22 protein-coding genes and 1 pseudogene are annotated in these 25,672 nt (G+C 37.6%); 8 read left to right on the top strand and 15 right to left on the bottom strand.

Annotated elements, in window-relative coordinates:
* Positions 1–63 precede the first annotated feature (63 nt).
* The 4 genes from NQ782_RS11170 to NQ782_RS11155 form a co-directional block, all read right to left on the bottom strand.
* Positions 64–996, bottom strand: coding sequence for a Dyp-type peroxidase (locus tag NQ782_RS11170; RefSeq protein ID WP_001222569.1), 933 nt, complete (start codon positions 994–996; stop codon positions 64–66).
* A gap of 145 nt (positions 997–1,141) precedes the next feature.
* On the bottom strand, positions 1,142–1,924 hold the full coding sequence (locus NQ782_RS11165) for a glutathione S-transferase N-terminal domain-containing protein (RefSeq protein WP_085944070.1): 783 nt from the start codon (positions 1,922–1,924) through the stop codon (positions 1,142–1,144).
* A 24-nt stretch (positions 1,925–1,948) separates the two neighbouring features.
* On the bottom strand, positions 1,949–2,455 hold the full coding sequence (gene rraA / locus NQ782_RS11160; protein ID WP_000108825.1) for a ribonuclease E activity regulator RraA: 507 nt from the start codon (positions 2,453–2,455) through the stop codon (positions 1,949–1,951).
* A gap of 12 nt (positions 2,456–2,467) precedes the next feature.
* Positions 2,468–3,133 carry an NAD(P)H-binding protein gene (locus NQ782_RS11155; protein WP_000156076.1) on the bottom strand — a complete coding sequence of 222 codons (666 nt, stop codon included), beginning with the start codon at positions 3,131–3,133 and terminating at the stop codon, positions 2,468–2,470.
* A 212-nt stretch (positions 3,134–3,345) separates the two neighbouring features.
* Between NQ782_RS11155 and rpsT the strand changes: the two genes are divergently transcribed.
* Positions 3,346–3,612, top strand: a complete 267-nt coding sequence (gene rpsT, locus NQ782_RS11150; RefSeq protein WP_000013652.1) for a 30S ribosomal protein S20 — start codon at positions 3,346–3,348, stop codon at positions 3,610–3,612.
* Positions 3,613–3,668: 56 nt separating this feature from the next.
* Here rpsT and NQ782_RS11145 read toward each other — a convergent pair whose 3' ends face one another.
* Together NQ782_RS11145 and NQ782_RS11140 are read right to left on the bottom strand one after the other, a co-directional pair.
* Complete coding sequence (locus tag NQ782_RS11145) at positions 3,669–4,403, bottom strand: histidine phosphatase family protein (RefSeq protein ID WP_001162376.1); 735 nt, start codon at positions 4,401–4,403, stop codon at positions 3,669–3,671.
* A gap of 57 nt (positions 4,404–4,460) precedes the next feature.
* On the bottom strand, positions 4,461–5,318 hold the full coding sequence (locus tag NQ782_RS11140) for a 3'(2'),5'-bisphosphate nucleotidase CysQ (protein ID WP_000471053.1): 858 nt from the start codon (positions 5,316–5,318) through the stop codon (positions 4,461–4,463).
* A gap of 309 nt (positions 5,319–5,627) precedes the next feature.
* Between NQ782_RS11140 and NQ782_RS11135 the strand changes: the two genes are divergently transcribed.
* Entirely contained in the window at positions 5,628–5,996 is a 369-nt protein-coding gene (locus NQ782_RS11135; protein ID WP_000979740.1) for a hypothetical protein, read from the top strand.
* A gap of 53 nt (positions 5,997–6,049) precedes the next feature.
* Here NQ782_RS11135 and NQ782_RS11130 read toward each other — a convergent pair whose 3' ends face one another.
* The 7 genes from NQ782_RS11130 to NQ782_RS11100 all read right to left on the bottom strand — a co-directional run bounded on the left by NQ782_RS11130 (position 6,050) and on the right by NQ782_RS11100 (position 16,324).
* Positions 6,050–6,709, bottom strand: a complete 660-nt coding sequence (locus NQ782_RS11130; RefSeq protein WP_000332555.1) for an SOS response-associated peptidase family protein — start codon at positions 6,707–6,709, stop codon at positions 6,050–6,052.
* Positions 6,710–6,816: 107 nt separating this feature from the next.
* Positions 6,817–8,547 (bottom strand): ABC transporter ATP-binding protein, encoded by a 1,731-nt coding sequence (locus NQ782_RS11125; RefSeq protein ID WP_057093697.1) that lies wholly within the window; start codon positions 8,545–8,547, stop codon positions 6,817–6,819.
* Positions 8,548–8,559: 12 nt separating this feature from the next.
* Entirely contained in the window at positions 8,560–9,702 is a 1,143-nt protein-coding gene (locus tag NQ782_RS11120) for an ABC transporter permease (protein WP_057093695.1), read from the bottom strand.
* Between the two features lie 7 nt (positions 9,703–9,709).
* Entirely contained in the window at positions 9,710–10,648 is a 939-nt protein-coding gene (locus tag NQ782_RS11115; RefSeq protein WP_000881926.1) for an ABC transporter permease, read from the bottom strand.
* 12 nt (positions 10,649–10,660) lie between these two features.
* Positions 10,661–12,694 carry a M3 family metallopeptidase gene (locus NQ782_RS11110; protein WP_086230976.1) on the bottom strand — a complete coding sequence of 678 codons (2,034 nt, stop codon included), beginning with the start codon at positions 12,692–12,694 and terminating at the stop codon, positions 10,661–10,663.
* On the bottom strand, positions 12,695–14,518 hold the full coding sequence (locus NQ782_RS11105; RefSeq protein WP_086230977.1) for an ABC transporter substrate-binding protein: 1,824 nt from the start codon (positions 14,516–14,518) through the stop codon (positions 12,695–12,697).
* A gap of 15 nt (positions 14,519–14,533) precedes the next feature.
* On the bottom strand, positions 14,534–16,324 hold the full coding sequence (locus tag NQ782_RS11100; RefSeq protein WP_086230978.1) for an ABC transporter substrate-binding protein: 1,791 nt from the start codon (positions 16,322–16,324) through the stop codon (positions 14,534–14,536).
* A gap of 162 nt (positions 16,325–16,486) precedes the next feature.
* Between NQ782_RS11100 and NQ782_RS11095 the strand changes: the two are divergent.
* The 6 genes and pseudogenes from NQ782_RS11095 to NQ782_RS11070 form a co-directional block, all read left to right on the top strand.
* Positions 16,487–16,579, top strand: a pseudogene (locus NQ782_RS11095) (hypothetical protein); the annotation flags it as partial.
* Positions 16,580–17,099: 520 nt separating this feature from the next.
* Positions 17,100–19,814: a TonB-dependent receptor gene (locus NQ782_RS11090; protein ID WP_029424371.1), complete on the top strand. Its 2,715-nt coding sequence runs from the start codon at positions 17,100–17,102 to the stop codon at positions 19,812–19,814.
* Between the two features lie 109 nt (positions 19,815–19,923).
* Positions 19,924–20,640: an energy transducer TonB gene (locus NQ782_RS11085; protein ID WP_057092790.1), complete on the top strand. Its 717-nt coding sequence runs from the start codon at positions 19,924–19,926 to the stop codon at positions 20,638–20,640.
* A gap of 40 nt (positions 20,641–20,680) precedes the next feature.
* Positions 20,681–21,562 (top strand): MotA/TolQ/ExbB proton channel family protein, encoded by an 882-nt coding sequence (locus NQ782_RS11080; protein ID WP_002061127.1) that lies wholly within the window; start codon positions 20,681–20,683, stop codon positions 21,560–21,562.
* 15 nt (positions 21,563–21,577) lie between these two features.
* Complete coding sequence (locus NQ782_RS11075; RefSeq protein WP_032051263.1) at positions 21,578–22,000, top strand: biopolymer transporter ExbD; 423 nt, start codon at positions 21,578–21,580, stop codon at positions 21,998–22,000.
* Positions 22,001–22,019: 19 nt separating this feature from the next.
* Positions 22,020–22,433 (top strand): biopolymer transporter ExbD, encoded by a 414-nt coding sequence (locus NQ782_RS11070; RefSeq protein ID WP_000525670.1) that lies wholly within the window; start codon positions 22,020–22,022, stop codon positions 22,431–22,433.
* Between the two features lie 66 nt (positions 22,434–22,499).
* Here NQ782_RS11070 and NQ782_RS11065 read toward each other — a convergent pair whose 3' ends face one another.
* Complete coding sequence (locus tag NQ782_RS11065; RefSeq protein WP_057092788.1) at positions 22,500–22,949, bottom strand: GNAT family N-acetyltransferase; 450 nt, start codon at positions 22,947–22,949, stop codon at positions 22,500–22,502.
* A 101-nt stretch (positions 22,950–23,050) separates the two neighbouring features.
* Positions 23,051–25,216, bottom strand: coding sequence for a malate synthase G (locus tag NQ782_RS11060; RefSeq protein WP_000126961.1), 2,166 nt, complete (start codon positions 25,214–25,216; stop codon positions 23,051–23,053).
* Between the last annotated feature and the right edge of the window lie 456 nt (positions 25,217–25,672).

The raw sequence follows: 25,672 nt of genomic DNA, 5'->3' as shown, positions 1-25,672 counted from the left end.
TATTAATTTCAATTTATATAGTAGAGGCAATTCACCTCTACCATCTAAGTTTATTTTTAATGCCTACTCGTCACCCAAGCTATCTAGAAAATCTACTGTCGGTACGAAAAATAGAGTTCCTGTTTGGGCAGTACTAAAGTCAAGTAATCGATCAAGATTACCTTGCTCATTTCCTAAGAACATATTTTCAAGCATTTGACGTGTCGTACTAAATTTACGTGAGTAACCAATAAAAAAAGTACCATATTCATTTTTGGATGGATTCGAAAAAGGCATATTTGCACGCATAATTTTTAGTTCATTGCCTTCTGCATCATGCGCTTTACTTACTACATTATGTGCTGTTAAAGGCTTCTCGTCATCATCAAGCTCAATATCGTTGAACTTTTTACGCCCGATAACTCTTTCTTGTTCCTCATCGCTTAAGGCACGCCATTTTTCCATATCATGGGTATATTTTTGGATAAATGCATAACTTCCCCCAATAAAGTCAGGATCTTCGTTACCCACTAATGCCCATTGTGCAGCAATTACAGGTTCAGGATTTTCTGTTCCATCTACAAAGCCAATAATCGCACGCCCATCGAAATAACGAAAACCATGCACTTCATCAATTGGGTAAGTTACTTTACCTAACTGTTCATTGATGATACTTCCTAACTCATAACATAAAGCCTGTCGATCAGCACGAATATGAAAGAATAAATCCCCGGGTGTTGAAACGGCTGTGTATTTTGGGCCTTTGATTTCTTGAAATGTTTCTAATTCTTGAGGCTTTGCTTGCTGTGGAAATAAAATATCCCACGCGTTTGAGCTAAAACCTAATATGGCATTAAATTTAGTTTCAGGATAACGGTTAGACAAACTTCTGGTTAACGCTGAGAATTTACCAGCAAAATCTTTTACTTTTTCTACAACAGAATCACCTTGAGCTAATCCTAATACAATAAATAAAGCATTTTCTCCAGGATGACTCGTTACAGGCTGAATTCTCATACATTCCATAAAACAGGCCTTATTTTGGTAATTTAAGGTAGTAATTTAGCATATTCATGTTTTTATCGTATGATTTCTTATTGTTGTCGCTTCTTAAAAGAGACTGAGTTATCTCAATCTCTAGTGTGTTTTTCTCATTTATATTTTAACTGCCATATTGTTTTTTTAGGTACTTTACAATTTCCGCAGATTCAAACATTTTAACGCCTGTATTTGGGTCCACTAAATAAGGCACTTGCATTTTACCTTGCATGACCAGCAACAATTTTTCTCGCTTTCCCTCTTTTAAAGGTTCATATTTGCCCGGTTTTAACCGAAGAATCGCAGGCCCCATATCTTGCCATCTTTCTTTGGCAACACTATGTAAAATGTAAGGTAGCTCAAGCTCACTTAATACACTTCTTACTACTCTTGAATACGGACTTGCTTCAAAGCTCCATAGTTCAAGTTTATGCTCAGGCGCAGCTCTATTTACTATTTTTTTATTAATCCAGACCCCACGAGCACCATTTAATAATGTTCCGGCAAACGCCAGATATGGCATTTTTGGATAATTTGAAAACTTATCAGGAGTTTGGCCTGTCTTACCATAGTATTTAAATAAATGATGAATAATATCTTGTGATTCGTATAATTTGTCACCTGTATTTTCATCAATAAAAAAAGGAAACTGTAATTTACCGCCAATTTCTTTAACTATGGAGCGATATTTTAATCCACCTTTCGGGCATGGATAAATTTCGACATCCAAATTTAAAAGTGTAATCACTTCACGAACGCGGCGACAAAATGGTGAACCCTCAAATTCATAAAGTTTAAGAGCTCTAACAGGCTGTTTAGGAAATGCTGTACCTGTAACACCTCTACCACCTTCAGCAATTGCAGACGCTAATGCTTGCAGTACTTTAATTTGATGATTCACCATTATGCATTCCTTTATTTAATTGTGGAGCTAGACTAGTTTTTCTTTAGCAATCACAATTCCATTATTATCTGCATAGATAAAATCACCAGATTGAATTGTGACTCCACCAAAATACAAAGGAATATCTACTTCACCAATGCCCTTACGGTTACTTTTTTGCGGAATTGCAGCCAATGCATGTACACCTAAATCTAAGCTTGCAAGTGCATCAACATCACGTACACAGCCATAAATAACCACACCATTCCAGTTATTTTTAACTGCCGATTCAGCAATCATATCTCCCATAAGTGCACAGCGCATTGAAGCACCACCATCCACAACCAATACCTTCCCTGTACCATCTGTAGCCAGCAACTCTTTTACACGCGAGTTATCTTCGAAACACTTTACAGTCACAACTTGTCCGCCAAAAGTTTGACGTGCACCATAGCTTTTAAAGAACTTACCGTCCATTGAGGGCGTGACTACTTGCAAATCTTTTTCCGGATTGTCATCTAATAAATCACATGTCACAAATGGTACTGTCGACACTTTTATTCTCCCTTATCGAGTTTGTTGTATGCTGAGATTATCATATCGTTTAAAAGCTTCAATTTGCGTTAGTGCCGCTACGACCATGGTATGAGCCAATTGCTCTGCTGTAACTGGTTTATATTTGAAAGGCTTAGTCCATTTATTTTCAATAAGTTTAAATAGACTTTGTCCTAAATCTTCAATAAAACGCACATCGCTACGCTTACCAATCAGTAGAGAAGGTCTAAAAATAGATAATTTTTCGATTCCTAAACTTTGAATATAATCTTCTAATTCGCCTTTTACTTTATTGTAGAAAATTGGCGAATTAGCATTTGCCCCAAGTGCACTAACAATTAAAAAATGAATATGTTTATCTTGGATTAAGTCTGCAAAGTGAGCATTTATCTCATAATCAACTGCATAAAAGCCTTGTTTTGAGCCCGCTATTTTTAAAGTTGTACCTAAGCAACTAAATGCATGAGTATGACCATTCACATCTTCATCATTGAGCAATAAAAAATCGTCTATAACGAGCTGAGTAACTTTCTTATATGTATTAAGTAGTTGTGATTCTTTTCTTACTACAACGGTAATGGCCTCAAATTCTGGTGTTTGCTCAAGTTGTTCAACAAGCGCTAAACCAACGAGTCCTGTAGCACCTACTACAATTGCTTTTTTCGTACTTATAGTCATTTTTTATCCAACCCTCTTTAAGTTTGTATCAAATTTAACCTTTTCTTACGGTTTTAGCAGCCCCTAAAACCGCTTAAAATGCTCTCAAGGCTTGACTTCACGGTATTGATTCATCACAATATGGCACTTGTTTACGGGCTGGTGATGGTTACACCAGTTTACTGGATTGACCACAGCCCGCCCAGACCAACTTATTTTCAAGGAGTGCAAGAGTGGCAAACTCTGCTCAAGCTAAAAAACGTGCGCGCCAAAACGTTAAAGCGCGTAAACACAACGCAAGCTTGCGTTCTATGGTTCGTACTTACATCAAACGTACTTTAAGTGCAATCGCTGGTGGTGATTATGCTGTTGCTACAGAAGCTTACAAAAAAGCTGTTCCTGTAATCGACCGCATGGCTGATAAAGGCATCATCCACAAAAATAAAGCTGCTCGTCATAAGAGCCGTTTAAATGCTCAAGTTAAAGCTTTAGCTAACTAATTGAAGCATGTAAAAAAAGCCCAACAGGGCTTTTTTTATTGTCTATGTTTTTGTGTTTACTGTACTTTATGAAACTCAGAAACATCTAACTCGTAAGTTTTGCCTCTCCAAATCCACTTTAATTTACAATTTGGAAATTCATCACCTTCAAACCATACAAACAGCCCTTCCATCATGGCAGGCCAATCTGCTTTTTGTATTTGGTTATTGCCTGAAATTACTGCAACAATCGCTGCAATAATTGTGTCGTGACTTACAGCTAAACTTAGACCACTTTTTGTTTTAGGATGAGTTTGATAAATCAGCTCTAATACATCTAATACGCCAGTAATTGGATGTTTCATACCCGGCAAGGCATTGTTCACAAAACTATTAATAAAACCAAGTGCCCCTTGTTTACGGAAATAAGGCGCCGCCTGTTGAATATCCAGTACAAAGCTTCCAGGTTCAACCAACAAACCTTGTTCAACTATTTCAATTGTATGTGTATTCGGCTCAGGACTCACTCCATCTGCTCCTTCAATCATAAGTGCAGCAGTGTCTACACAACGTTGAATTGGGCTAGAAATGCAATGTTGAATTACACGATCCGTGTTTTTAATTAAATAGCTACCCCATTCCTGAGCAAGCTCACGTCCTTGCGGTGTAAGCTGAAGGTCATATCCTGCCAAGCCTTGCCCATCTACCAACTCTCTTAAGGAGTGACGTGTAAAAAGGGTTACAGGGGTCGAAGCATCAGGCAATAAATCAATTGCTTCAAACATGCTTTTAGGCAATAAATCGAGTGCCATTTTTATCTTGTCATCTTTTCTCAATATTTTGCCACTATAGCATGTCTACAATAACTCTCAATCCAAAACACCTGATTGAGCTAAAGCTTCAAATGCTATTTTTTTGCTTTCCTGATCACGAAATGCGATAAAGCCCCCATTTAATACGGTATCACGCTGGTTATATTCAAAGGGTTTACCTGTTAGAGTGAGTAAACCTCCACCTATACTTTCTAATAATCCTTGACCTGAGCTGGTATCCCATTCTGATGTCGGATGAAATCTAGGATAAATATCGATCTCGCCTTCTAACATCATACAAAACTTATAAGCGCTACCTGCTTCACGTCGAATTACGGTACGAATCTTTTCAATAGGTTCAATGAATTTCTGATATTTTGGATTTTTACTACTATGACTTAAACCGATTTGTACAGGTGCTTGTGTTGAATAAGGTGTTTTTTGATATTGATACCATTGTTGTTGGCTAAAGCTATATTTAAAAGGTAAATCTTTTAAATAACCTAAATAAACAACTTGCTCACATGGCACAACAATCACCGAAAAAATCGTTTCACGCCCTTCAATCAAACTCAAGTTTATCGTGAACTCATCTCGCTCATGTATAAACTCTTTCGTACCATCAAGTGGATCTAGCATCCAGCAAGAAGACCAAGCATGGCGAGCGCTATAGTCACTTTCTTCCGATAAAACCGGTAACTCAGGTGTAATTTCTGCAAGATGCTTTAATAAAAAACGATTTACCTTTAAATCTGCTTGCGTTACAGGTGAGTCGTCATGTTTTTCTTCAATCGTAAATTCATATCCAGCCGAATAATTTTGATATTCTTGTAATAAGATTTGGCTAGCTTCTTCCAAGATTGGTAGTAACTGTTCAATTAAAGCATCATTGGGGCGAGTTGTTGTTATAAACATAAATAAGCTCTATTTACTTTCCTTTTCATTATAAGTGAATTATGACAAATTCAATATTCACCAACAGTCTAGTATCCTTACAAAAAGACTTAACTTTTTATTAAGAACACTATTATTCCTTCAACAGCTGAATCTTTATATTTTAACTTGATTAGACGCTTATTACTCAAGAGAAAGCTCAGTTAATTTTTGTATAGAAAATATGCTATAACTTATGAAAAATAAACAACTTAAAGTAAATTCAACCATTTCTTTTTCACGCATTTCTTGTTATGTTCAATAGCACAATAACAAAATGGAAGACTAAATATGATGCTATATGGATATCACTTCTCAACAATTGAAAATAACTGGGAAGACTTAACTCCATTAAATGAGTTTTTACAAACATTTGCAGATGATGATGGTGATGTCTCCCAAAGAGATAAAGAATCGCTTAAAGAAATTATTGCTAAATCTGATACAGCTTTGGCCTTAGCTAAAGAAATGGGTTGGGATGGTAGCTATACAGGCTGTCCTTATTTATTTTGGTTACCAAGTAAAAATACGCAATCTTTTGAATATGGATTTGTTTTTAAACAAACCTCAGATAACTCAACTTTTGTAATCTCACCGATTGAATTGGCTTATCTGGCGCAAGATGAGCAGGTACAAACTTTAAGTAAGAATATTGATTAAATATCAAAGGTTATTGACTTAAAAATTAAGCCAATAACCTAACTCCAATGCAGTTATTCAAACATACTTAATTGAGGTGTAGGTTTTATAATCTTCTCTTTAGGAACATGTAAACATTCAAATTCCTCAACAGGAAAGCCTTCAATAAAGCTTGAAATATCTGGTGTTTCTAAACTTAACCATTCATCTAAGCGGTCATGTGGAATCACAATGACTGATCTTTTAACATCACCCGGTTCATGGAAGTCTTTCATCATGGGATGATCAATCGCATCCATGGTTAACATACTCGCAGAACGGACAATCGTTTCATTCATTTTGCAAATTTCATAGATTGCTGCGATAAAAAAAGCCTGCCCATCTTTACGGCGTACGCCCCACCGCTCAGGTTTATCATTTATATATTTACTCTCATAAAACTCCGTGACGGGTATTACACCGAACTTACATTTAAGAGCAGCTTCTTGAAAACTCGGTTTTTGGAAAATCGTTTCATGACGGGCGTTATAAGTATGTTTTGCTATGTTCGTATCTTCTGCCCATTTAGGAACCAAACCGAACATGACTTCACGCCACTCAAAACCTTGCGGTGATTTGAATAATAATGGCATTGTCCCACCCGGATAAACCTCATCAGCATAGCTAAAGCCGACCACAGGCAACTGAAGTTGCTGCAATTGGGCGAGAGTTAAAGGCTTAAAGTTGGCACACATAGCAGGAATAAAATACTCTACTTTTACATCTCTTATTTTATAAGTATTTATTCTATAAACCAAATAAAAAGGCACTCGAAAGTGCCTTTAACGACATAACTTTACGCTTAAGAAACGTGCTGAATTCCTTGTGGAATGGCCTGCAATAGTCGTTTGGTGTAGTCATGTTGCGGATGTGCATAGAGCTCATCCGAGTTGGCAATTTCAATAACTTCCCCATGATTCATGACCATAACCTGATCAGAGATATATTTCACAACCGACAAATCATGTGAAATAAAAATATAACTAAGCCCAAACTCATCTTGTAAGTCTTGTAATAAATTAAGTACTTGTGCCTGAACTGAAACATCTAACGCCGAAACAGATTCATCACAAATTAGAATTTCAGGCTTTAGCGTTAAGCAGCGCGCAATCGCAATACGTTGGCGTTGACCGCCCGAGAACTCATGTGGGTATCGATAATAAGCTTGTTCAGGCAGATTCACTCTCTCAAGTAAACCAAGCGCAATTTGCTTACGTTCTGCATCATCTTTACCAATTCCATGAATTTGCATAGGTTCCAATAAGATCTGCCCAATCGTAAAGCGTGGATTTAGTGAAGCATATGGATTTTGAAAGATGATTTGGATCTTCCTTTGATATTTGGCAAACTCTTTTTCAGTTAAAGAAAGAATATCTTTACCTTCAATTAAAGCCTGCCCCCCAGAGGCTTGATGTAAGCGCATGAGCAATAACCCGACAGTCGTTTTACCGGAGCCCGATTCTCCTACCAAACCAAGCGTTTTTCCTTTAGCCAGTTTAAAAGAAACACCTTTTACTGCCTGAAATTCTTCTTTGCCAAACAATCCTTTACGACTATAAAAACTTTTTTTCAGATCTTTTACTTCTAAAATAATGTGCTCATCGCCATTTAAACCACGTTTACGCTCAGGAATTTCTGAAACATCAAAGCTTTGCTCAACCAATATATTGTTTTCTTGTCGCATAAAATCACTGGTTACAGGCAAACGATAAGGTCTTTGTGACATTTGAGGACGACAGTAAAGTAAGGCTCGGGTATATACATCTTTAGGCTGTTCCAAAACTTGTTCTGCGGTACCTTGCTCTCTAATTTCACCATGTCGCATCACAATCACTTGATCTGCAATTTCACCAACCAAAGCCAAATCGTGAGTAATAAAAAGCATCGACATTTGACGGCGCTGTCGCAATGATTCAAGTAAATCAATAATTTGCTTTTGAATGGTGACATCAAGTGCCGTAGTCGGTTCATCGGCAATCAGTAGCTTAGGTTCACAAGCAATTGCCATTGCAATCATGACACGTTGCTGCTGACCACCCGAAAGCTGGTTAGGATAAGCATCAATTTTCGCTTCTGGTGACGGTATACCGACCTCTTTAAGCAACTCTAAAACACGTTGTCGTGCCTGTTTTCGGCTCATACCCATATGTAAACACAACACTTCTGCAATTTGATTGCCAACCGTAAAAACCGGATTTAATGATGACATCGGTTCCTGAAAAATCATGGCAATATCTTTGCCACAGATTTTTCGCATCTCTGTGCGCGATAAGTCAAGCAAGTCTTTACCTTCAAAAATAATCTTACTTTTTTCATCAATCTTACTTTGACCTACGGGTAATAAACCCATAGTTGCCAAAGAAGTGACAGACTTACCACTACCTGATTCACCAACCAAAGCTACAGTCGTGTTGGTCGGAATATCAAAGGAAATTCCTTTCACAGTTTCGATATATTGTTTATCTTCACCTTTAAAGCTTACACGTAAGTTTTCAATATGAAGTAATGGGGTCTTTTTTTCTTGTTCTGACATTTGGATTTCCTCTTATTTTAGTTTCGGGTCTAATGCATCGCGTAGCGCATCAGTAAACATTGAAAATGCCGTAACCAAAACAGCCATTGCGACAGAGGCTGCGACAAGCTGCCACCACTTACCTAAAAGAAGTTCACTTTGCGCTTCATTTAACATACTGCCCCAAGACACTACACCTACTGGCACACCGAACCCTAAGAAACTCAAAATCACTTCCGATTTAATAAAAGAAACCACCAAAATAGACATTTGGACCAATGCAATATGGCTGACGTTAGGAAAAATATGAATAAACATACGGCGAAAATGACCGACACCAATGGCTTTAGCTGCAAGTACATATTCGCGTGCGGTATGTTTCATATATTCAGCACGAATTAACCGATAGACACCTGTCCAGCCCGTTAAGCCTAAAATCAGAACAATAGATAAAATGCCCTTTTGTTGTAGTACAGCAGCAATCGCAAGAACTAATAATAAATATGGAATGGAAGTAAAAATATTATAAAACCAGTTGAGAATATCATCGACCCAACCACCAAAATAACCTGAAACTGCCCCTAAAAGCGTTCCTAATGTGACTGCCAATAAGGCAGAAACAAGCCCTACAATAATTGAAGTTTCAGCGCCTTTAATGGTTTTTTTAAGGACATCTTGTCCCCATTTGTCAGCACCAAAAATTAGGGTACTTTTTAGTTCACTTTGCTGATCAAGTAAATGTCCACCGAGTTGCTGATCAATTGCTTTCATATCATCAACTAATGGATCAACTACACCATAATAATCAATTGCACTTCCAGAGCTCTTTTCTTGTTTGATTTCAGCCTTAAGTTGGTGAATTACATCTTTTAAGGGATCGACTGGATTTTCCGGTAATTCCTCATCTACAGCGGCTGTACTTTTCAAAGCTTCCGTTGTCTTATCTGCACCTATAAATGTAGGAGGCGCATAACTGACAGCAACTTCTTTATTCCAATCAGATGCAATCACACCCGTTAGTGATAGTATTAATACGATCAAATAGAACAACACAACAATGAGCGATGCCATTGCAATTTTATCGGCCCAGAGACGACGCATGGCAAGTCGCCATAGCCCCGCTGAAGCAGGAGCGGTCTGGGTTTCTAACTTTCTTTTTGATAAAACACTCAGCATAACCCACCTACTTCAACTGTACACGTGGATCAACCACTTTGTAGACCAAGTCCGCAATCAAATTAAAAATCATGGTTGCAGCTGCAATATATACAGTAATGGCTTTGATGACAGGAAAATCACTACGCTCTACAGCAATAATCACTTCACGACCAATACCGGGAATACCAAAAAAGCGTTCAATTAAAAATGCACCTATCAATAATGCCGGTAAATTTGACATCACATCAGTAATAATCGGAATTGAGGCATTACGTAGAACATGCACACTTAAAATTCGGCTTTCCCCTACACCTTTAGCACGTGCGGTTCTCACATAATCCTGATTTACTTCATCAAGCACAAAGCTACGATATAAACGTAAAGTAGGTGCAATACTCACCACAAGCATGATTAGAATTGGTAGTAAGGAAAACTTAAATAAATTTTCGGTAAAACTATCGCTCCATCCCTGTACTGGGAACCAGCTCAGTTGATAAGCCAAAACATATTGAAAAACAATAATGTAAACCAAAATACTAATCGACATACCGATGGTACATAACATCATGACCATACGATCAGTTAGAGAGCCACGTACCGCCGCTACAGCCAATGCTAAAATAATTGAAATAACTGTTTGTAAAATGGTGAGTGGAATTAAAAGTGTGAGCGACGGTCCTAAACGGGTTAAGATAATTTGTGAAACGGATTCACCTGTGCTCCAACTTGCGCCATAGTCAAAAGTAAGAATTTGCTTAATAAAAATCCAAAGTTGAACATAATAAGGTTGATCAACACCTAACTGTTTACGGATATTTTCAATCTGCTCAGGGTTAGACATCTTACCTGCCAGAATATAGGCAGGATCTCCACCGACCCAATTAAATAAGATAAAAATAAGCAGCACTACTCCCAACATGGTCGGAATCATCTGCCATAAACGCCGAATAACATATGCCAGCATAGTGATAATTCCTTATTTAACCCGTTGTCCGGTAATTTCGTTAAAGAATGCTTTATTGTCAGGATCACGACCAAGGAAATCTTTAACCAATTCAGCTGCTGGTTTTTGGCTACCCTGCGATAAAATCGTCTGACGATAACGTTGTCCCACTTGTGGGTTGTTCAGGTTGTCACCATAAGCAGAAAGCATGTCTAGCGCTAAAACCTCAGACCACATATAACCGTAATAACCTGCCTGATAACCACCCATTAAATGCCCGAATTGCCCGGGGAATTCAGTTGTTGGCACATATCCTAAGGCTGTAGCAGCTTCCATTTTTTGCCAAGTTTCTAAAGGTTTTACTTTTAAGGCATCTGCCGTATGAAGTGCCATGTCATATTGTGCATAAAGCGTCTGACGGGCATAACGCAAGCCACGGCCATAATTATGTACTGCTTTTAAACGGGCAATTAATTCATCGTCAACACGTGGACAAGCTGGATCACAATAATCGGCCACTTTAGATAAGGTTTCTTTACGGCGTGCCCACTCTTCATACATTTGAGAAGGTGCTTCTACAAAATCACGCTCTACAGAAGTTCCGGACTGACTGGTATAGCGGGTATTTGATAAGATGCCATGTAAAGCATGACCGAACTCATGTACAAAAGTCTCAAGCTCATCACTATTTAAACCTTTACGGTTAAAGTTGGTCACCAATACTGAAATCGGTAATCGGTTGGTTAAAGTGCTGCCACCATATACTCCCCAAACTGCTGCATGGCCATATTTCCCTTCACGAGGGAATTTATCCATATATAAGCCACCAAGGAGTTTTCCTGTCTTTTTATCAACTACATCGTAATATTCAACTTCATCCTGCCATGCTTTAACTTTGACAGGTTTAAAATCAATACCGTAAAGATCAGATGAAATGGCAAATAACCATTTTTGAGCAGCTAAAGTTGGAAAATAATCACGAAGCTTTTCCTGATCAATTTGATATTTACTCTTACGAAGTTTTTCACTCCAGTAAGCTTCACTCCAGCGCGTTATCTCGGTTTTATCTAGTGGTGTTTTTAAAGTTTGTGCTTTAAAGGCACGAAGCTCTTCTACTTCTTTACGTTCAAGTGGTGCTACAGTTTTTTGTACTTCTGCCAAAAACTTGTTTACAGCTTCTGGTGTTTTTGCCATTCGGTCTTTTAAAGCCCAATCTGCATAACTTGCTTTTCCAAATAACTGTGCAAGTTCATAACGTAAATCTATTGCCTGTTTGAGTAGTTTTAAATTTTGTTCAGTCCCACGTCGTGTAAAGGCAATCTGGTATTTTTTTCTGGCATCATCATTATCCGCTAGCTCCATGAAAGGGCGATACTCCGGATACTCAAAACCTAATAGATAATTTCCTTTCGTATTTTTCTTTAACCCCGAAATATAACTTTCCGGTAAGCCTTTCATCTCTTCAGGAGTAAATTCAAGTTTTTCCGGGTTATCACGAATATTACGGTTATATTCTTGTTCAAGTTTAGTCAACTCATCCAGAATAGCCTTCATTCTTGCGCGTTTTGCTGGTTCTAACTGAACCCCTGTGTCTTCAAATTGATCCAGAATATCTTGACGGTATTTCTGGTCAATCGGATCAGTCGCTTTTGTATTTTTAATTACGTTATACAGTTTGGAGTTTTGGAAGATATCAGTATGAAATTGATTAATTTTGATTTCGCAGTCTTCTGCTGCCTTACGTAATTTCGCATCTGGGTCTACATTACTATATAGACCTATGGGTCCCGAAAAATCTTCAAGATGAGCAAAAATTTTATCCCACTTGGCTAATATCGGAGCAGCGGCAGCATCGTTTTTAACAGGCGTTTTTTCAAAACTAGAAATCTCTTGCTGAATTTTTTTTAAATTAGAATCACACCATGCTGGGAGTTGCTCTGCTTTGAGTAATGGTAATGTCGCACGCGTCGCTTCAGCCGATGCAAATTGACTTATACCTATGGTCAACATACATAATGTAGTCATTTTCAGTGTATTATTTTTCATCGTATCTCCAATTTTTTTCATTTAATAATTAGATTTCGTATTTGTATCAATATCGAAGTACATCCATTCAGCATGTAAAATCGGATGCTTCTTATATCCAATAATTCGTGGTTGGGCCAACATATTGCGATAGCGTGCATAAGACATTTGCACAGGCATATAAACCTCTAACAAACGCGTCATTTTTCGATATAACGCATCTCTTTCTGGGCCTGGCTTCACTTGTTGAGACTGGCGGTACAACTCATCGAACTCTGGTATCGAACCACAAGACCAGTTAGTCATATGAGTATTTGGGCCATAAAAATTCTGCATAAAATTATCCCCATCTGGATAATCAGCGATCCATGCAGAAGAACCAAACATTCCCTCACATTGTTTTTGTGATCGAAGTAAGTCTGAAAAAAGCATTGGCTTATACACCATGCGAATATGTAGGCTATCGAAGTTTTTCTTCCAAAGTTCAGCACTTTGTTGGCCAATACTGTCATTGCGCGCTTTATATTCGACCACGAGCGGCTTGCCGTTTGGTTGTGTACGCCAACCAGAAGCATCTTTTTTGTAGTGATATCGATCCAACAGCAGATTGGCTGCTTTTACTGAATATGGTGTACTGCTTCTATACTGTGGGTCATATCCCTCTACACCAGGTGGAACTGGGAAATGAAGACGTTCTGCATCACTATTCCTTACCAATTTAATCTCTTGATCTATTGAACGGGACATCGCAATAGCACGGCGTAAGGCAATTTTTTCTTTACTCATTCCTCCAACAACGGGATCTTTGAGATTCCAATAGATATAACTAATTTCTGGATCAACAATACGAGATAATTGCACGCCTTCTTTTGCAAGCTCGGGTCTTAATTTACCGTCTTTAATCGCTTTTGAAACTAATTGCCCTTCAAGCTGAATGATATCTACCTCACCACGCTGGAATGCTAACCATCGTGACTGGTTTTCTTCCATGACTTGAATATCAATTGTGCCGATTTGAGGCATTTGTTTACCTTTAAGGCGCTTTACAATTGCTTCATCCCCGGGGCTACTGGCATTAAAGTTCCAGGTAAAACCTCGATATTCAGGATTTGCTTTTAAAACAATACGTGAGGCAGGTATCCACTTACTGAGCATATAAGGTCCGGTTCCTACCGGATGCCCCATAACAAAACCAGCTTTATCTTTATATTTCTCGATGACTTCGCGTGCCACCGCACCTGTCGGATCATGAGCCAGTAATAAAGGGAAGTTATAGTCTGGTTTTACTAACCGAATCACCAAAGTGTACTTATCAGGTGTTTGTAAACCACTTACATTTTGATCGTAATTAAATTTTCCGGATTTATTGGCTGCTTTGACTAAAGCATTCATACCTTCAATTTTATCTTCCAATAACCAACTATTGGGTGAGCGTAAATTTGGGTCTAATAACCGCTTAAAAGAATATGCATAATCGTAAGCTGTTAACTCTCTAGGTTTACCTTTAAACGCTGGGTCGGCTGTAAAGTAAATACCCTTCTTAATATGAATGGTATAAGTCAGACCATCTGCACTCACTTCTGGCATAGCCGTAGCCACGTGTGGGATTAATTTTGCTGGTCTTGCCAAATAGTCATAGGTATATAAAGTTTCAAATATAGATGTGAGTACATGCGCTGAATATAAGTCATGTACATAAGCTGGGTCGAAGCCTGTTTCAGCTGTTGGGAATACATAACGCAAAACTTTATTTGGATCGGCTGGGCTTTTCGCAAAAATAGATATAGAACCCGTTAAAGCCATTCCGGCAAAGAATAGGCCGACACTACAGTGCTTAAGCTTTTGTTTTAAATTTTCGGTCATGATGATCTTTATCTAAAATTATTTTTTAATAGGGGTAATATCAAGATATTGCCAGTTGGTATTCATCATTGGGTGAGCTTTAAACCCCTGAACTTGAGGCTGTATCAACCAATTACGAATTCGTGTTACATGAATAATCCAAGGGTTATCAGCTTCTATCTGACGGTTAAGTTTTTCGTAATATGGTAGACGTTGTTGAGGTGGTAAATGAATGGCCTGAGTATAAAGAGCATCATATGTTTTAGACTGATAACAAGCATGGTTTCCCTGCCCAGCATTTGGTCCATATAATAATTGTGCAAAATTATCTCCTTCAGGATAGTCAGCAATCCATGCACCGCTCCAGATCATATATTTACATTGAGTAGCGGCTTTTAAGTTATCTGCAAAGTTACTTACCTTAAAGTCAGCTCGAATGCCAATCGCATCTAGATTTTTTTTCCAGAGTTCTGAATGAATAACCGATGCTGAGCTATTTTCTGTATTGATTTTTAAAATTAAAGGTTTGCCATTTGGTAAGGTCCGGTAGCCATCAGCCCCTTTTTTATAACCATAATGATCAAGTAGTTTATTTGCTAACAGCGGATTATATCCTACGCTACTTTTATACTTCGGGTTATATCCGTTTACACCTTCAGGTATAAACATTTGTGATCTAACAGCCTGACTTTTATAAGCTTGTTGTATGCTTTCTTTTTGATTGTATGACAGAGTAATTGCTCTACGAAGCGCTATTTTTTCTGGGCTAAAACCACCGATCACCGGATCACGCATATTCATCATAGTATAGGTAATCTCAGGATCCTTATTTGGATAGTGCTTAATTCCTCTCTTCTTAAAAGAAGCTTTAAGCTGATTTCCATCTAAAGCTTGAGGAACAGCATTCGCTGTGAGTTTATCAAAGTCTAGTTGTCCAGACTGAAAAGCTAACCATCGTGACTGCTCTTCTTCAATAATACTGACCACCACCTTGCCAACTTGTGGCATTTTCTTTCCAGACATTTCCTTAACAAGTTGGTTATCCCAAGGTGTTCCTGTTGACTTAAAATTCCAGACAAAACCACGATAATCAGGATTAGCAACTAACTCGACCTTACTTCTCGGTACATATTTACTTAACATATAAGGACCAGTACCTACTGGATGCATGCCAATACGATCACCGTAATAATCAACAACCTCTTTAGCAACACCACCAAATGCAATATAGGCAAGAATATAAGGAAAATTATAGTCTTGGCGAGTCAAAGTAAATTGTAGAGTATATCGATCAAGAGCTTTAACTCCAGCAATTGGGGTAGCATAATCAAATTTTCCAGTTTTCTTTGCTTGAGCTACAACCGCATCGGCACCTTGTAACTTACCATCAATAAAAGAAACAGAAGGCGCTCTATTTTTAGGGTCTAAAATACGTTTAATTGTATAGACGTAGTCTTCAGCCACCAACTCACGGCGTTTACCTTTAAAAGCTGGATCATTGGTAAAATAGATACCCGGCTTAATCTTAAATATATAAACTTTACCGTCTTGTTCCACTTTGGGCAGGCTTTCTACAGTATTGGGAACTAACTGTAGTGGACGCGCTAGATAGTCATATTTGAGTAAAGGCTCAAAAATTGCCTCAGCAATATTAGCACTATAGAAATTGGTGGTTTTGACCATATCGAAGCCATCATCTGGGGCCTCATAGGCAACATGCAAAATTTTGTTTGGTTGCGCTGGCGTAATTGCGTAAGCACAAGGAACTGATGTAATAGCCAGACTTAAAATGGCGAGCTTAAAAAATTTTAATTTCAAGTTCATACCCACGTAATTAGTTTTTTTAAAAGATATTATCCTTTTGAGTAACATCTAAATCTGCATAAGAAAAGTTCTTTTTCAACAGATAGGCCTATTTAGGATTTGAAATTTGCTTTCCTTTATGCTCTTTCGATTTGATCAAATGGAAAAATAAACTCAAATACCTAGTGTTTTGTAACCATTGAATATAAAGCGAATTTCATGCCATTTATTAATATCCATATTAAAATATTTAAAAACATTAAAAATTCATATTTTTATTAGATACTTAAAAACTTTTGAACTATATAAATAAAAGTAACTTTTTGCCAAATATTATATTCATATAAGTTAATCATCTAATACCTTAAATGCACAAATAAAATACATTAAAAATTAATTATGATCCACATTAGATCAAGCCTAAATTACAGATATTTTTAAAACAATATATTGATTAATAATAAAAATATAATTTAACCATGTAGGGATAAATATTATAACATTACATATTAAAAGGCTCTAAAACGATACATTTTTATTTAATAAGCATGTGAAGAGTCCAGTAATGTATATTTTTTATACAAATAAATTTGAAACTTTTCGCCAACATCAAAAAATTTTCCAAATGGAAAATTTATTTTTATATCAAAAAAGCTAAAGCATCATACTCAAGCATAATAAAATCAATATTTATCAATATTTTGCATAAACTAAAAAAAGAAAAATATATAGTTGGCACTTGCTTTGCTTAAAAACTTTCCAGCAATATCGCTAACGACAACAAAAAGGGATCAAGTCCACGATGAAAAAAAAATACAATGTTCGATCTCAGGCAACCCCCAAGATTGGCAAAACAATTCTTAAATTAAGCACCCTTAGTTTAAGCATGATGTGTCTTACCATGGCACAAGCAGCAGAAACCGAACAATCAAGTACTGATGAAAAACCAACAAAAGTCGTAAAAGTTGCCGTTACAGGTTCTTCAATTAAAGGGGTTGCGGCACAAAGTGCTTCTCCCATTACTGTGGTGAAAGTTGATGAAATTTTAAAACAAGGGGTGACAACAACCGAAGAAGCCTTAGCAAAAATCAGTGCAAATCAATCAAGTTTTGTTACTGCGCAAAATGTAGGCGCTAGCGGAACTGTAGGTTCAGCAGCAGATCTCCGAGGAATTGGTGCCAATAAAACCTTAATCTTACTTAATGGTCGTCGTTTAGCTGCTAATGCTTATGATAGTGGTGTCACTAATTTAAATATTATTCCACTCGCCATGTTAGATCGCATTGAGGTCTTACGAGATGGAGCATCAGCAATTTATGGTACAGATGCGATTGGTGGTGTAATCAACTTCATTACTAAAAAACAATTTACTGGTTTAAACATCAGTGGCGGTTTGACACAACCAGAGCAAAATGGGGGGGATACACAAGATGTAAGTGTATTTGGTGGTTATGGTGATCTTGATGAAAATGGCTTCAATATCTTTGGTGTCGTTGATTATCGACATGGCAACGATGTTATGGCTAAAGATCGTAAAGTTAGTAAACGCGGAGGATTATTACCAGAGTTAGGTATTACAAAAGGTAGCAGTGGTAGTTTTCCTGCTAACTTTTATGACACAAAAACTGGAACCGAAGGAAACCCATATGCAGCAACTGGATGCGGGAATAACCCGCTTGTGTACGCTCAAGGTGGATTCTGCCGTTATAACAGTCAAGCAGTGATTGGAATTGTTCCAAAAACTGAAGATATCTCAGCATTGGGGCGTGCTACTTTTAAGCTAAATGACAATTTAAATGCTGTAGCAGAATATGTTTACGCACGTAATGAAATTACTACTTCTGTCGCTCCAGACGTTTTCTTCGATTTAACATTGAATCCAGATAGTAAATATTATCCAGGTAATGGAATTACACCTGCTATGAATAAAGTTAGTGGCCCACTTGAACTTTATATTCGTTCTCAAGCTGGTAATCGTGTTAGTTCTAGTATTAATGAGTCACATCGAATATTCGGTGGTTTAGAAGGCGAAGCTTATGGTTGGGATATCAATACCGGTATTACTTATGCTCATAGCGAAGCAGAAGACCGGCTAAACAGTGGATATCTTAACTACAAAAAAACTCAAGAAGCTTTAAATAATGGGATTTTAAACCCTTTTGGTCCACAAGCACCAGAAGATGCGGGTTTATGGGATACACTGGGCGTAACTGGTACTTATTTAAAAGCAGATGTTGATTCAACTACTGTTGATTTCACTGCTAGTCGACCTATATTTACATTACCAGCAGGTGACGTTGGTTTTGCAATAGGAGCTAGCTATCGCCATGATGAATGGACCTCAAACGTGGTGTCTGAAGTGGCTAGTCAAGCACCAAGTACAGGGGTTGATCCTGATGAACCTACCAATAAAGGAAAAAGAGATATTAAAGCAGTCTTTACTGAACTGCATATTCCATTACATAAAACATTAGAAGCTCAACTTGCAGCCCGTTACGATGATTATAGTGATTTCGGAGATACGTTTAATCCTAAATTCGCACTTCGCTGGGAACCAATTAAACAATTAATGTTTCGTACCTCTTATAGCACAGGATTTAGAGCACCAACTTTATGGGAAGTAAATGCTCCTAACTCCATAACAAATACTTCAGCTTACTATAATGATCCTGTACTTTGTCCGAATGGCCCTCCTAAAAATCCAGGAGATACTCTTCCATCTGGTGGTGTTGCCAGCCGTGATTGCGAAACCCAATTTGACCGCAAAAATGGAGGAAATAAAGATCTTGATCCTGAGGAATCAAAATCGTTTACAGCTGGTTTGGTTCTAGAACCAATTAAGAATTTAGTTCTAACTCTAGACTACTTTAATATTGAAGTTGAAAACCAAATAGCAGCGTTACCTGAAGGTGATATTTTTAACAATCCAACAAAATATGCTGATAAGTTCGTACGTAATCCAGATGGAACACTTAATCATATCATTACAACTCAAGACAATATGGGTGACTTAAAAACTTCAGGAGTTGATGTAAGTTTAAACTATATAACGCCAATGACAGCAACAGGTCGATTTGGTTTTGGAATTGATGGAACTTATGTCATTAAATATAAATATCAAAATGAAAAAGATGGAGAATGGATTAGTAGTTTAGGAGCATATGTTGGAGATGCTCCAATTATTCGTTGGAAACATACTGCTAATTTATATTGGAATTACCAAAACTGGGGTGTAAATTTCCAACAACAATTCACTCGTGGTTACGATGACCAAAATTCAAGTTCTTCTGTTGCGGAAGGTTATCGTGATCATAAAGTAAGCGACTATACAATTTATAATATTTCAGGCACATACAAAGGCTTTAAAAATCTAGAAGTTACAGCAGGTATTAAGAATATCTTTGATGAAGATCCTCCTGCTTCAAATGTTGGTGACAACTTCCAAATGGGATATGACCCACGTTACGCAGATCCTTTAGGACGTACTTACTTTGTACGAGGTACATATAAGTTCTAAATGGTAGTTCTGCAAATGTAGCTCACAACAGTTAGTTTGCAGAACAAATACTCATTCTTAGCCAAACAGTCATTTTAAAAATTGTTTGTCTACAGTTTCAGGAGTAACTATGGGCATGACTTTTACAGACATAGAAAATAAACCTGCCAAACGCCTAATTGGTATTGCTGCAGTCATTTTTCTGCATCTTCTTGTTGCCTATATTCTGATGTCAGGTTTAGCAAACAATATTCAAAAACCAGCAGAAAAACCTGTGGAATTACAAATTATTCAGGATATTAAGCCGCCTCCTCCACCAAAGCCGGAAGAGCCGAAACCAAAGGAAAAACCACCTGAGCCACCAAAAATGGTAGAAAAAGTTGCCAAGGTTCCTGAGCCACCAAAAGAAGTAGAGAAAGTAGCAACACCAGTACAAAAAACGACGCCAGTAGCTCAACCGACTAAAGTCGCTACTCCGGCTCCTGCTGCACCTAGCACTCCTTCTCCGAGCCCTGTTGCTGCACCCACTCCAGTCGCGGCTGCTGCACCAGCACCTAAACCCGCTGGTGTAACTCGTGGTGTTTCAGAAGGCTCTGCGGGCTGTGAAAAACCAGAATATCCACGCGAAGCACTCATGAACGAAGAGCAAGGAACGGTGCGTATACGTGTTTTGGTTGATACATCCGGCAAAGTCATTGATGCCAAAGTAAAAAAATCGAGTGGCAGCAAAATTTTAGATAAAGCAGCAACTAAAGCCTACAGCTTATGTACGTTCAAACCAGCAATGAAAGATGGCGTGCCTCAGCAAGACTGGTATGAAATTGAATATCCATTCGTAATTGAATAAACAATTGAATTAGCAAGAAATTAAAAAATATTGGAGATATATGATGAAAAAATCAACTCAACCACTAGTACATTTCGCTTCTGCAAGTTTAATCGCAGCTTGCTCGTTACTTCCATTAAGCTCAGTTTTCGCAGAAGAAACGAGCAATGCTCCTGTAGCAACAGCAACTACTGAAGCTACTTCAAATACAAGTACTCCAACTCCACCACCAAAGCCTGCAACAAGTGAAACTGTTAAAAATCCATATGGTCTAGAAGCCCTTTGGCGTGAAGGTGACTTAGTCGCTAAGTCTACCTTATTTATTTTAGTACTCATGTCGATTGGTACTTGGTACATCATCATCTCTAAATTATTACAACAAGGTAAAGTCAAACGCCAAGGTAAAGAAGCTGAAAAACATTTCTGGGAGGCAACTTCGCTTGATAATGCTGCAGAAGGTTTAGAACAAAGTAGCGCGTACCGTTTTATTGCAGAAAAAGGCATTAACTCGACTAAATCACACGGCGGCTCTCTACTTGAACGCATTGACTTTAATACTTGGGTGAGCATTTCAATACAACGTGCGATTGAAAAAGTACAAAACCATTTAGGCGGCGGTCTCGCTTTTTTAGCAACAGTTGGCTCTACAGCACCTTTCGTAGGTCTTTTCGGAACAGTATGGGGAATCTATCACGCTTTAACTGCAATCGGGATTTCAGGTCAGGCATCTATTGATAAAGTTGCAGGCCCAGTTGGTGAAGCTCTCATTATGACAGCTATTGGTCTTGCGGTCGCAGTACCTGCTGTACTGGGTTACAACTGGTTGACTCGTCGTAATAAAGCAGTGATGGAAAATGTTCGTTCATTTGGTTCCGATTTACATGCAGTTTTATTAAGCGGAGAAATTAATACCAACAATTCAATTAATCGCAGCATTAAATAATCAGGAGCAGACATTATGGGTATGAGTGTTGGTTCTGAAGATGATGACGAAATGATTGGAACGATTAACACGACACCTCTCGTAGATGTCATGTTGGTTTTACTTATTATTTTTCTTATTACTATTCCGGTAGTTACACATACAGTTCCAGTGAAACTACCAGAAGAAAAAAATACTCCGTACGCGACCACGCCTGAAAACATCCAACTTTCAGTTAATAAGAAAGGCGATATTTTCTGGAACGAGAATTATGTACCGAATAAAGAAATATTGTTAGCAAAATTACAAGCTGTGGCACAAAAAAGACCGCAGCCGGAGGTACATATTCGAGGAGATCAGCTTACCCATTTTGAAGCGATAGATCAGGTCATTAGTACGACCAAACAAGCTGGTATTGGCAAAATTGCTTTTGTTACTACCCCTCCAGCTTCCCCGTAATGATTTTAAGGAGAATTTTATGGGTATGAATGTTGGCTCAAATAATGATGACGATGTAATGCTAGAGGTGAACATGACACCGCTTATTGATGTCATGCTAGTACTCATTATTATGTTTATTATTACTATACCTGCACCAAACAATGCGATTAATATTAATTTGCCAAATGGCACACCGCCACCAACAAATGAAAAGCCACCTGAAGTCATTGATGTAAGAATTGATGCAGCAGGCAAAGTATTTTGGAATAACCAACAGGTTTCTGACCGCAAGGCACTAGAGACTTTATTTCAAGGTGTTGTCGCCAAAAAAGATCAAGACCAAATCAAACTTAAACCAGACCAAATGGCCGAATATAAAAATGTAGCGATGGTCATGGCTACGGCTCAGCGTTTAGGTGTAACTAAAATTGGGATTGTGAGTAGCAATTAATATCGCTTTTAACTTTAGTTAATTCCATTTCCTTCAACGCTAACTTGAATCCTCAGTTAGCGTTTTTTAAAAAGAAATACCCAACTCTAAAATAATATCACCACATTCATCATATTCCCCAGTTTCTATAAAATTCATTTTTTTATAAAGTTTTCCAGCAATGTTATTAGAAGATTTATACATCGTTCGGATTCGTTTAGCCCCTTTTGCAGCCATTTCATCAATTGCCATTTGCAACGCTAAGGTACCATAACCTTTAGCTTGATGATCTTTGCCAATCATAAATCGAAACAACCAAAATAATGTCTCATCAGGGGGATCAATTTCCACACAATACATTAAGAACCCAACCACCTCATCATTAAAATAGATCACTCTTGGGCAATAGTGTTCCTCAACTTTAGACTCAGCAATAGAATATACATTTGGTGCGACGTAGTCCTTTTGAGATTCATCTAATGATAATTTTGCGCATAGAAGCCAATTCTCACTATCGAGAGTTTTTAAGTTAATCAAACTTGAAATCCTTTATTTATAAATTCACGTCTTATCTATAAGCACAAAATATACCGGAAATAAAAAAGCCTCCGAAGAGGCTTTTTTATAACAGGTTAAAATTAGTCACCTGTATAACCTTTTAATTTTAAACGAGCCGCATGTAGTAATGGCTCAGTATAACCAGAAGGCTGTTCACAACCTTTAAAGATAAGGTCTGAAGCTGCCTGGAAAGCAATATTAGTTTCGAAGTTAGCAGCCATTGGTTTATACAATGGATCATTCGCATTTTGTTCATCAACAATTTTTGCCATGCGTTTAAGCACTTCTTCAACTTGTTCACGAGTCACAATACCGTGACGTAACCAGTTGGCAACATGTTGAGAAGAAATACGTAATGTTGCACGGTCTTCCATTAAGCCCACATTGTTAATATCAGGAACTTTTGAACAACCTACACCTAAGTCAACCCAACGAACAACGTAACCTAAAATACCTTGGCAGTTATTTTCAAGTTCGTTATTAATTTCTTCTGCTGACCAGTTTGTATCAGTTGCAAATGGAGGAGTTAACAAGTCATCTAATGACAACATTTCTTCAGCTTTTAACTGATCTTGACGTGCTTTTACATTTACTTGATGGTAATGCATCGCATGAAGTACAGCACCTGTTGGTGATGGAACCCAAGCACATGAAGCACCAGCATTTGGATGAGCAGCTTTAGTTGCCAACATATCTTTCATGCTATCTGGTTTTGGCCACATGCCTTTACCAATTTGAGCTTTACCTTGTAAACCACATTTCAAACCAATTGCAACGTTACGGTTTTCGTATGCAGCAATCCATTTTTGTGTTTTAACCGCTTCTTTACGAACAACTGGAGCAGCTTCCATAGAAGTATGGATTTCATCACCAGTACGGTCCATGAACCCAGTGTTAATAAAGATTGTGCGATCTTTAGCAGCAGCAATACAGTTTTTCAGGTTTACAGATGTACGGCGTTCTTCATCCATAATACCGATTTTTAAAGACTTCGCTGGTAATCCTAGGGCTTGCTCAGCACGCTCAAATAACTCAACAGCAAAAGCAACTTCTTCAGGACCATGCATTTTTGGTTTAACAATATACATAGACCCTTTACGAGAGTTTTTATTTTCGTTTTCACTACGGATGTCAGCAATTGATAACAATGGCGTTACCAACGCATCCATAATACCTTCGAAAATTTCTTCACCATCAACTAAAATCGCTGGATTCGTCATTAAATGACCTACGTTACGAAGTAACATAAGTGAACGACCATGTAGTTTTGTTGTGCCACCGATCAAATTTTTAATTTCACGGTCTTTATTCAAAGCGCGAACAATTGTTTTACCATTTTTTTCGATAGATTCTTGAAGAGTACCCTTCATCAAACCTAACCAGTTACGATAACCTTCAACTTTTTCTTCTGCATCAACAGCTGCTACAGAGTCTTCAAGATCCTGAATTGTTGTAACCGCAGCTTCAAGTGTTAGATCTTTAACACCCGCTAAATCAGTTTGGCCAATTGGGCTATTCGCATCAATTTCAATAATGACATGTAGGCCATTACTCAAAAGAACAACTTCTGAAGGGTTCGCTTCTTCACCATTGAAGCCCACAAATTGAGCTTCATGAGCTAAGCCAGTTTTAGTACCATCTTTTAAAGTCACAACGAGTTTATTCTGCTCGATTGCATATTTAGTTGCATCAGCATGTGATCCTTGCGCAAGCGGGAAAATTTCATTTAAGAAGTTTTTAGCAAACTCAATAACTTTCGCACCACGTACAGGGTTATATCCTTTTCCTTTTTCTGCACCGCCTTCTTCTGAAATTACATCAAAACCGTAAAGTGCATCATATAAAGAACCCCAACGCGCATTTGCTGCATTTAAGCAATAACGTGCATTACGTACAGGCACTACTAATTGTGGCCCTGCTAACAATGCAATTTCTTCATCTACGTTTTCAGTAGTAATTTGGAAGTCTTCAACTTCTGGTAATAAATAACCAATTTCAGTTAAAAATGCTTTGTAAGCACCTAATTCAAATTTATTGTTGCGGTGCCATTCATCAATTTTTGCTTGTAATTCATCACGCTTAGCCAATAATGCTTTATTCTTTGGACTAAGGTCGACAACAACTTGCTCAAAGTTCTTCCAGTAAGTTTCACTATCTAAACCAGAACCTGGTAAAGCTTCATTTTCGATAAAATCGTAAAGTTCTTTAGCAATCGCTAACTTGCCTTTTTGAATACGTGCAGTCATTGTCTTTCCTGAAGTTGCTACTTTTTATACCAAGAGAATCCTAGTATACCGATTTAAATTAAGCTGAATACTAATATCACATTCCTAAATAGTAAGCATTTTCCCTTGCATAACTATTGACAAAGATAAATTTTTCTATATAGGAAAATATTAAAATTCTAACTAGGATTCCCAACAATTTATTCAATATTTAAAGATACTGAAACTAGACTTTTTGTTAACAGACAAAAAATTTCACTATCTTGTTTTTTCTAAAGCGTATTTAGTTATATCAAACTTTGCACAATGAAAAAGTACTATTTCGCTAAATTTATCTTTTTTTGTTGTAAAAAAAGCGCTCAATTTAGAGCGGTTGTTACTTATATAAATCAGTAGGTTAAATAAGATTACTACACTTTTGTTGCACTATTTTTTAAATCTGCATTTGTCTTGTTTTACGTATTTTTTAAACTACAT

The sequence above is a fragment of the Acinetobacter sp. BD54 genome, assembly GCF_044778325.1.
GTDB lineage: Bacteria > Pseudomonadota > Gammaproteobacteria > Pseudomonadales > Moraxellaceae > Acinetobacter > Acinetobacter baumannii.
The sequence above is the reverse complement of the archived record's forward strand: the minus strand, read 5'-3'. Positions and strand labels throughout refer to the sequence as shown.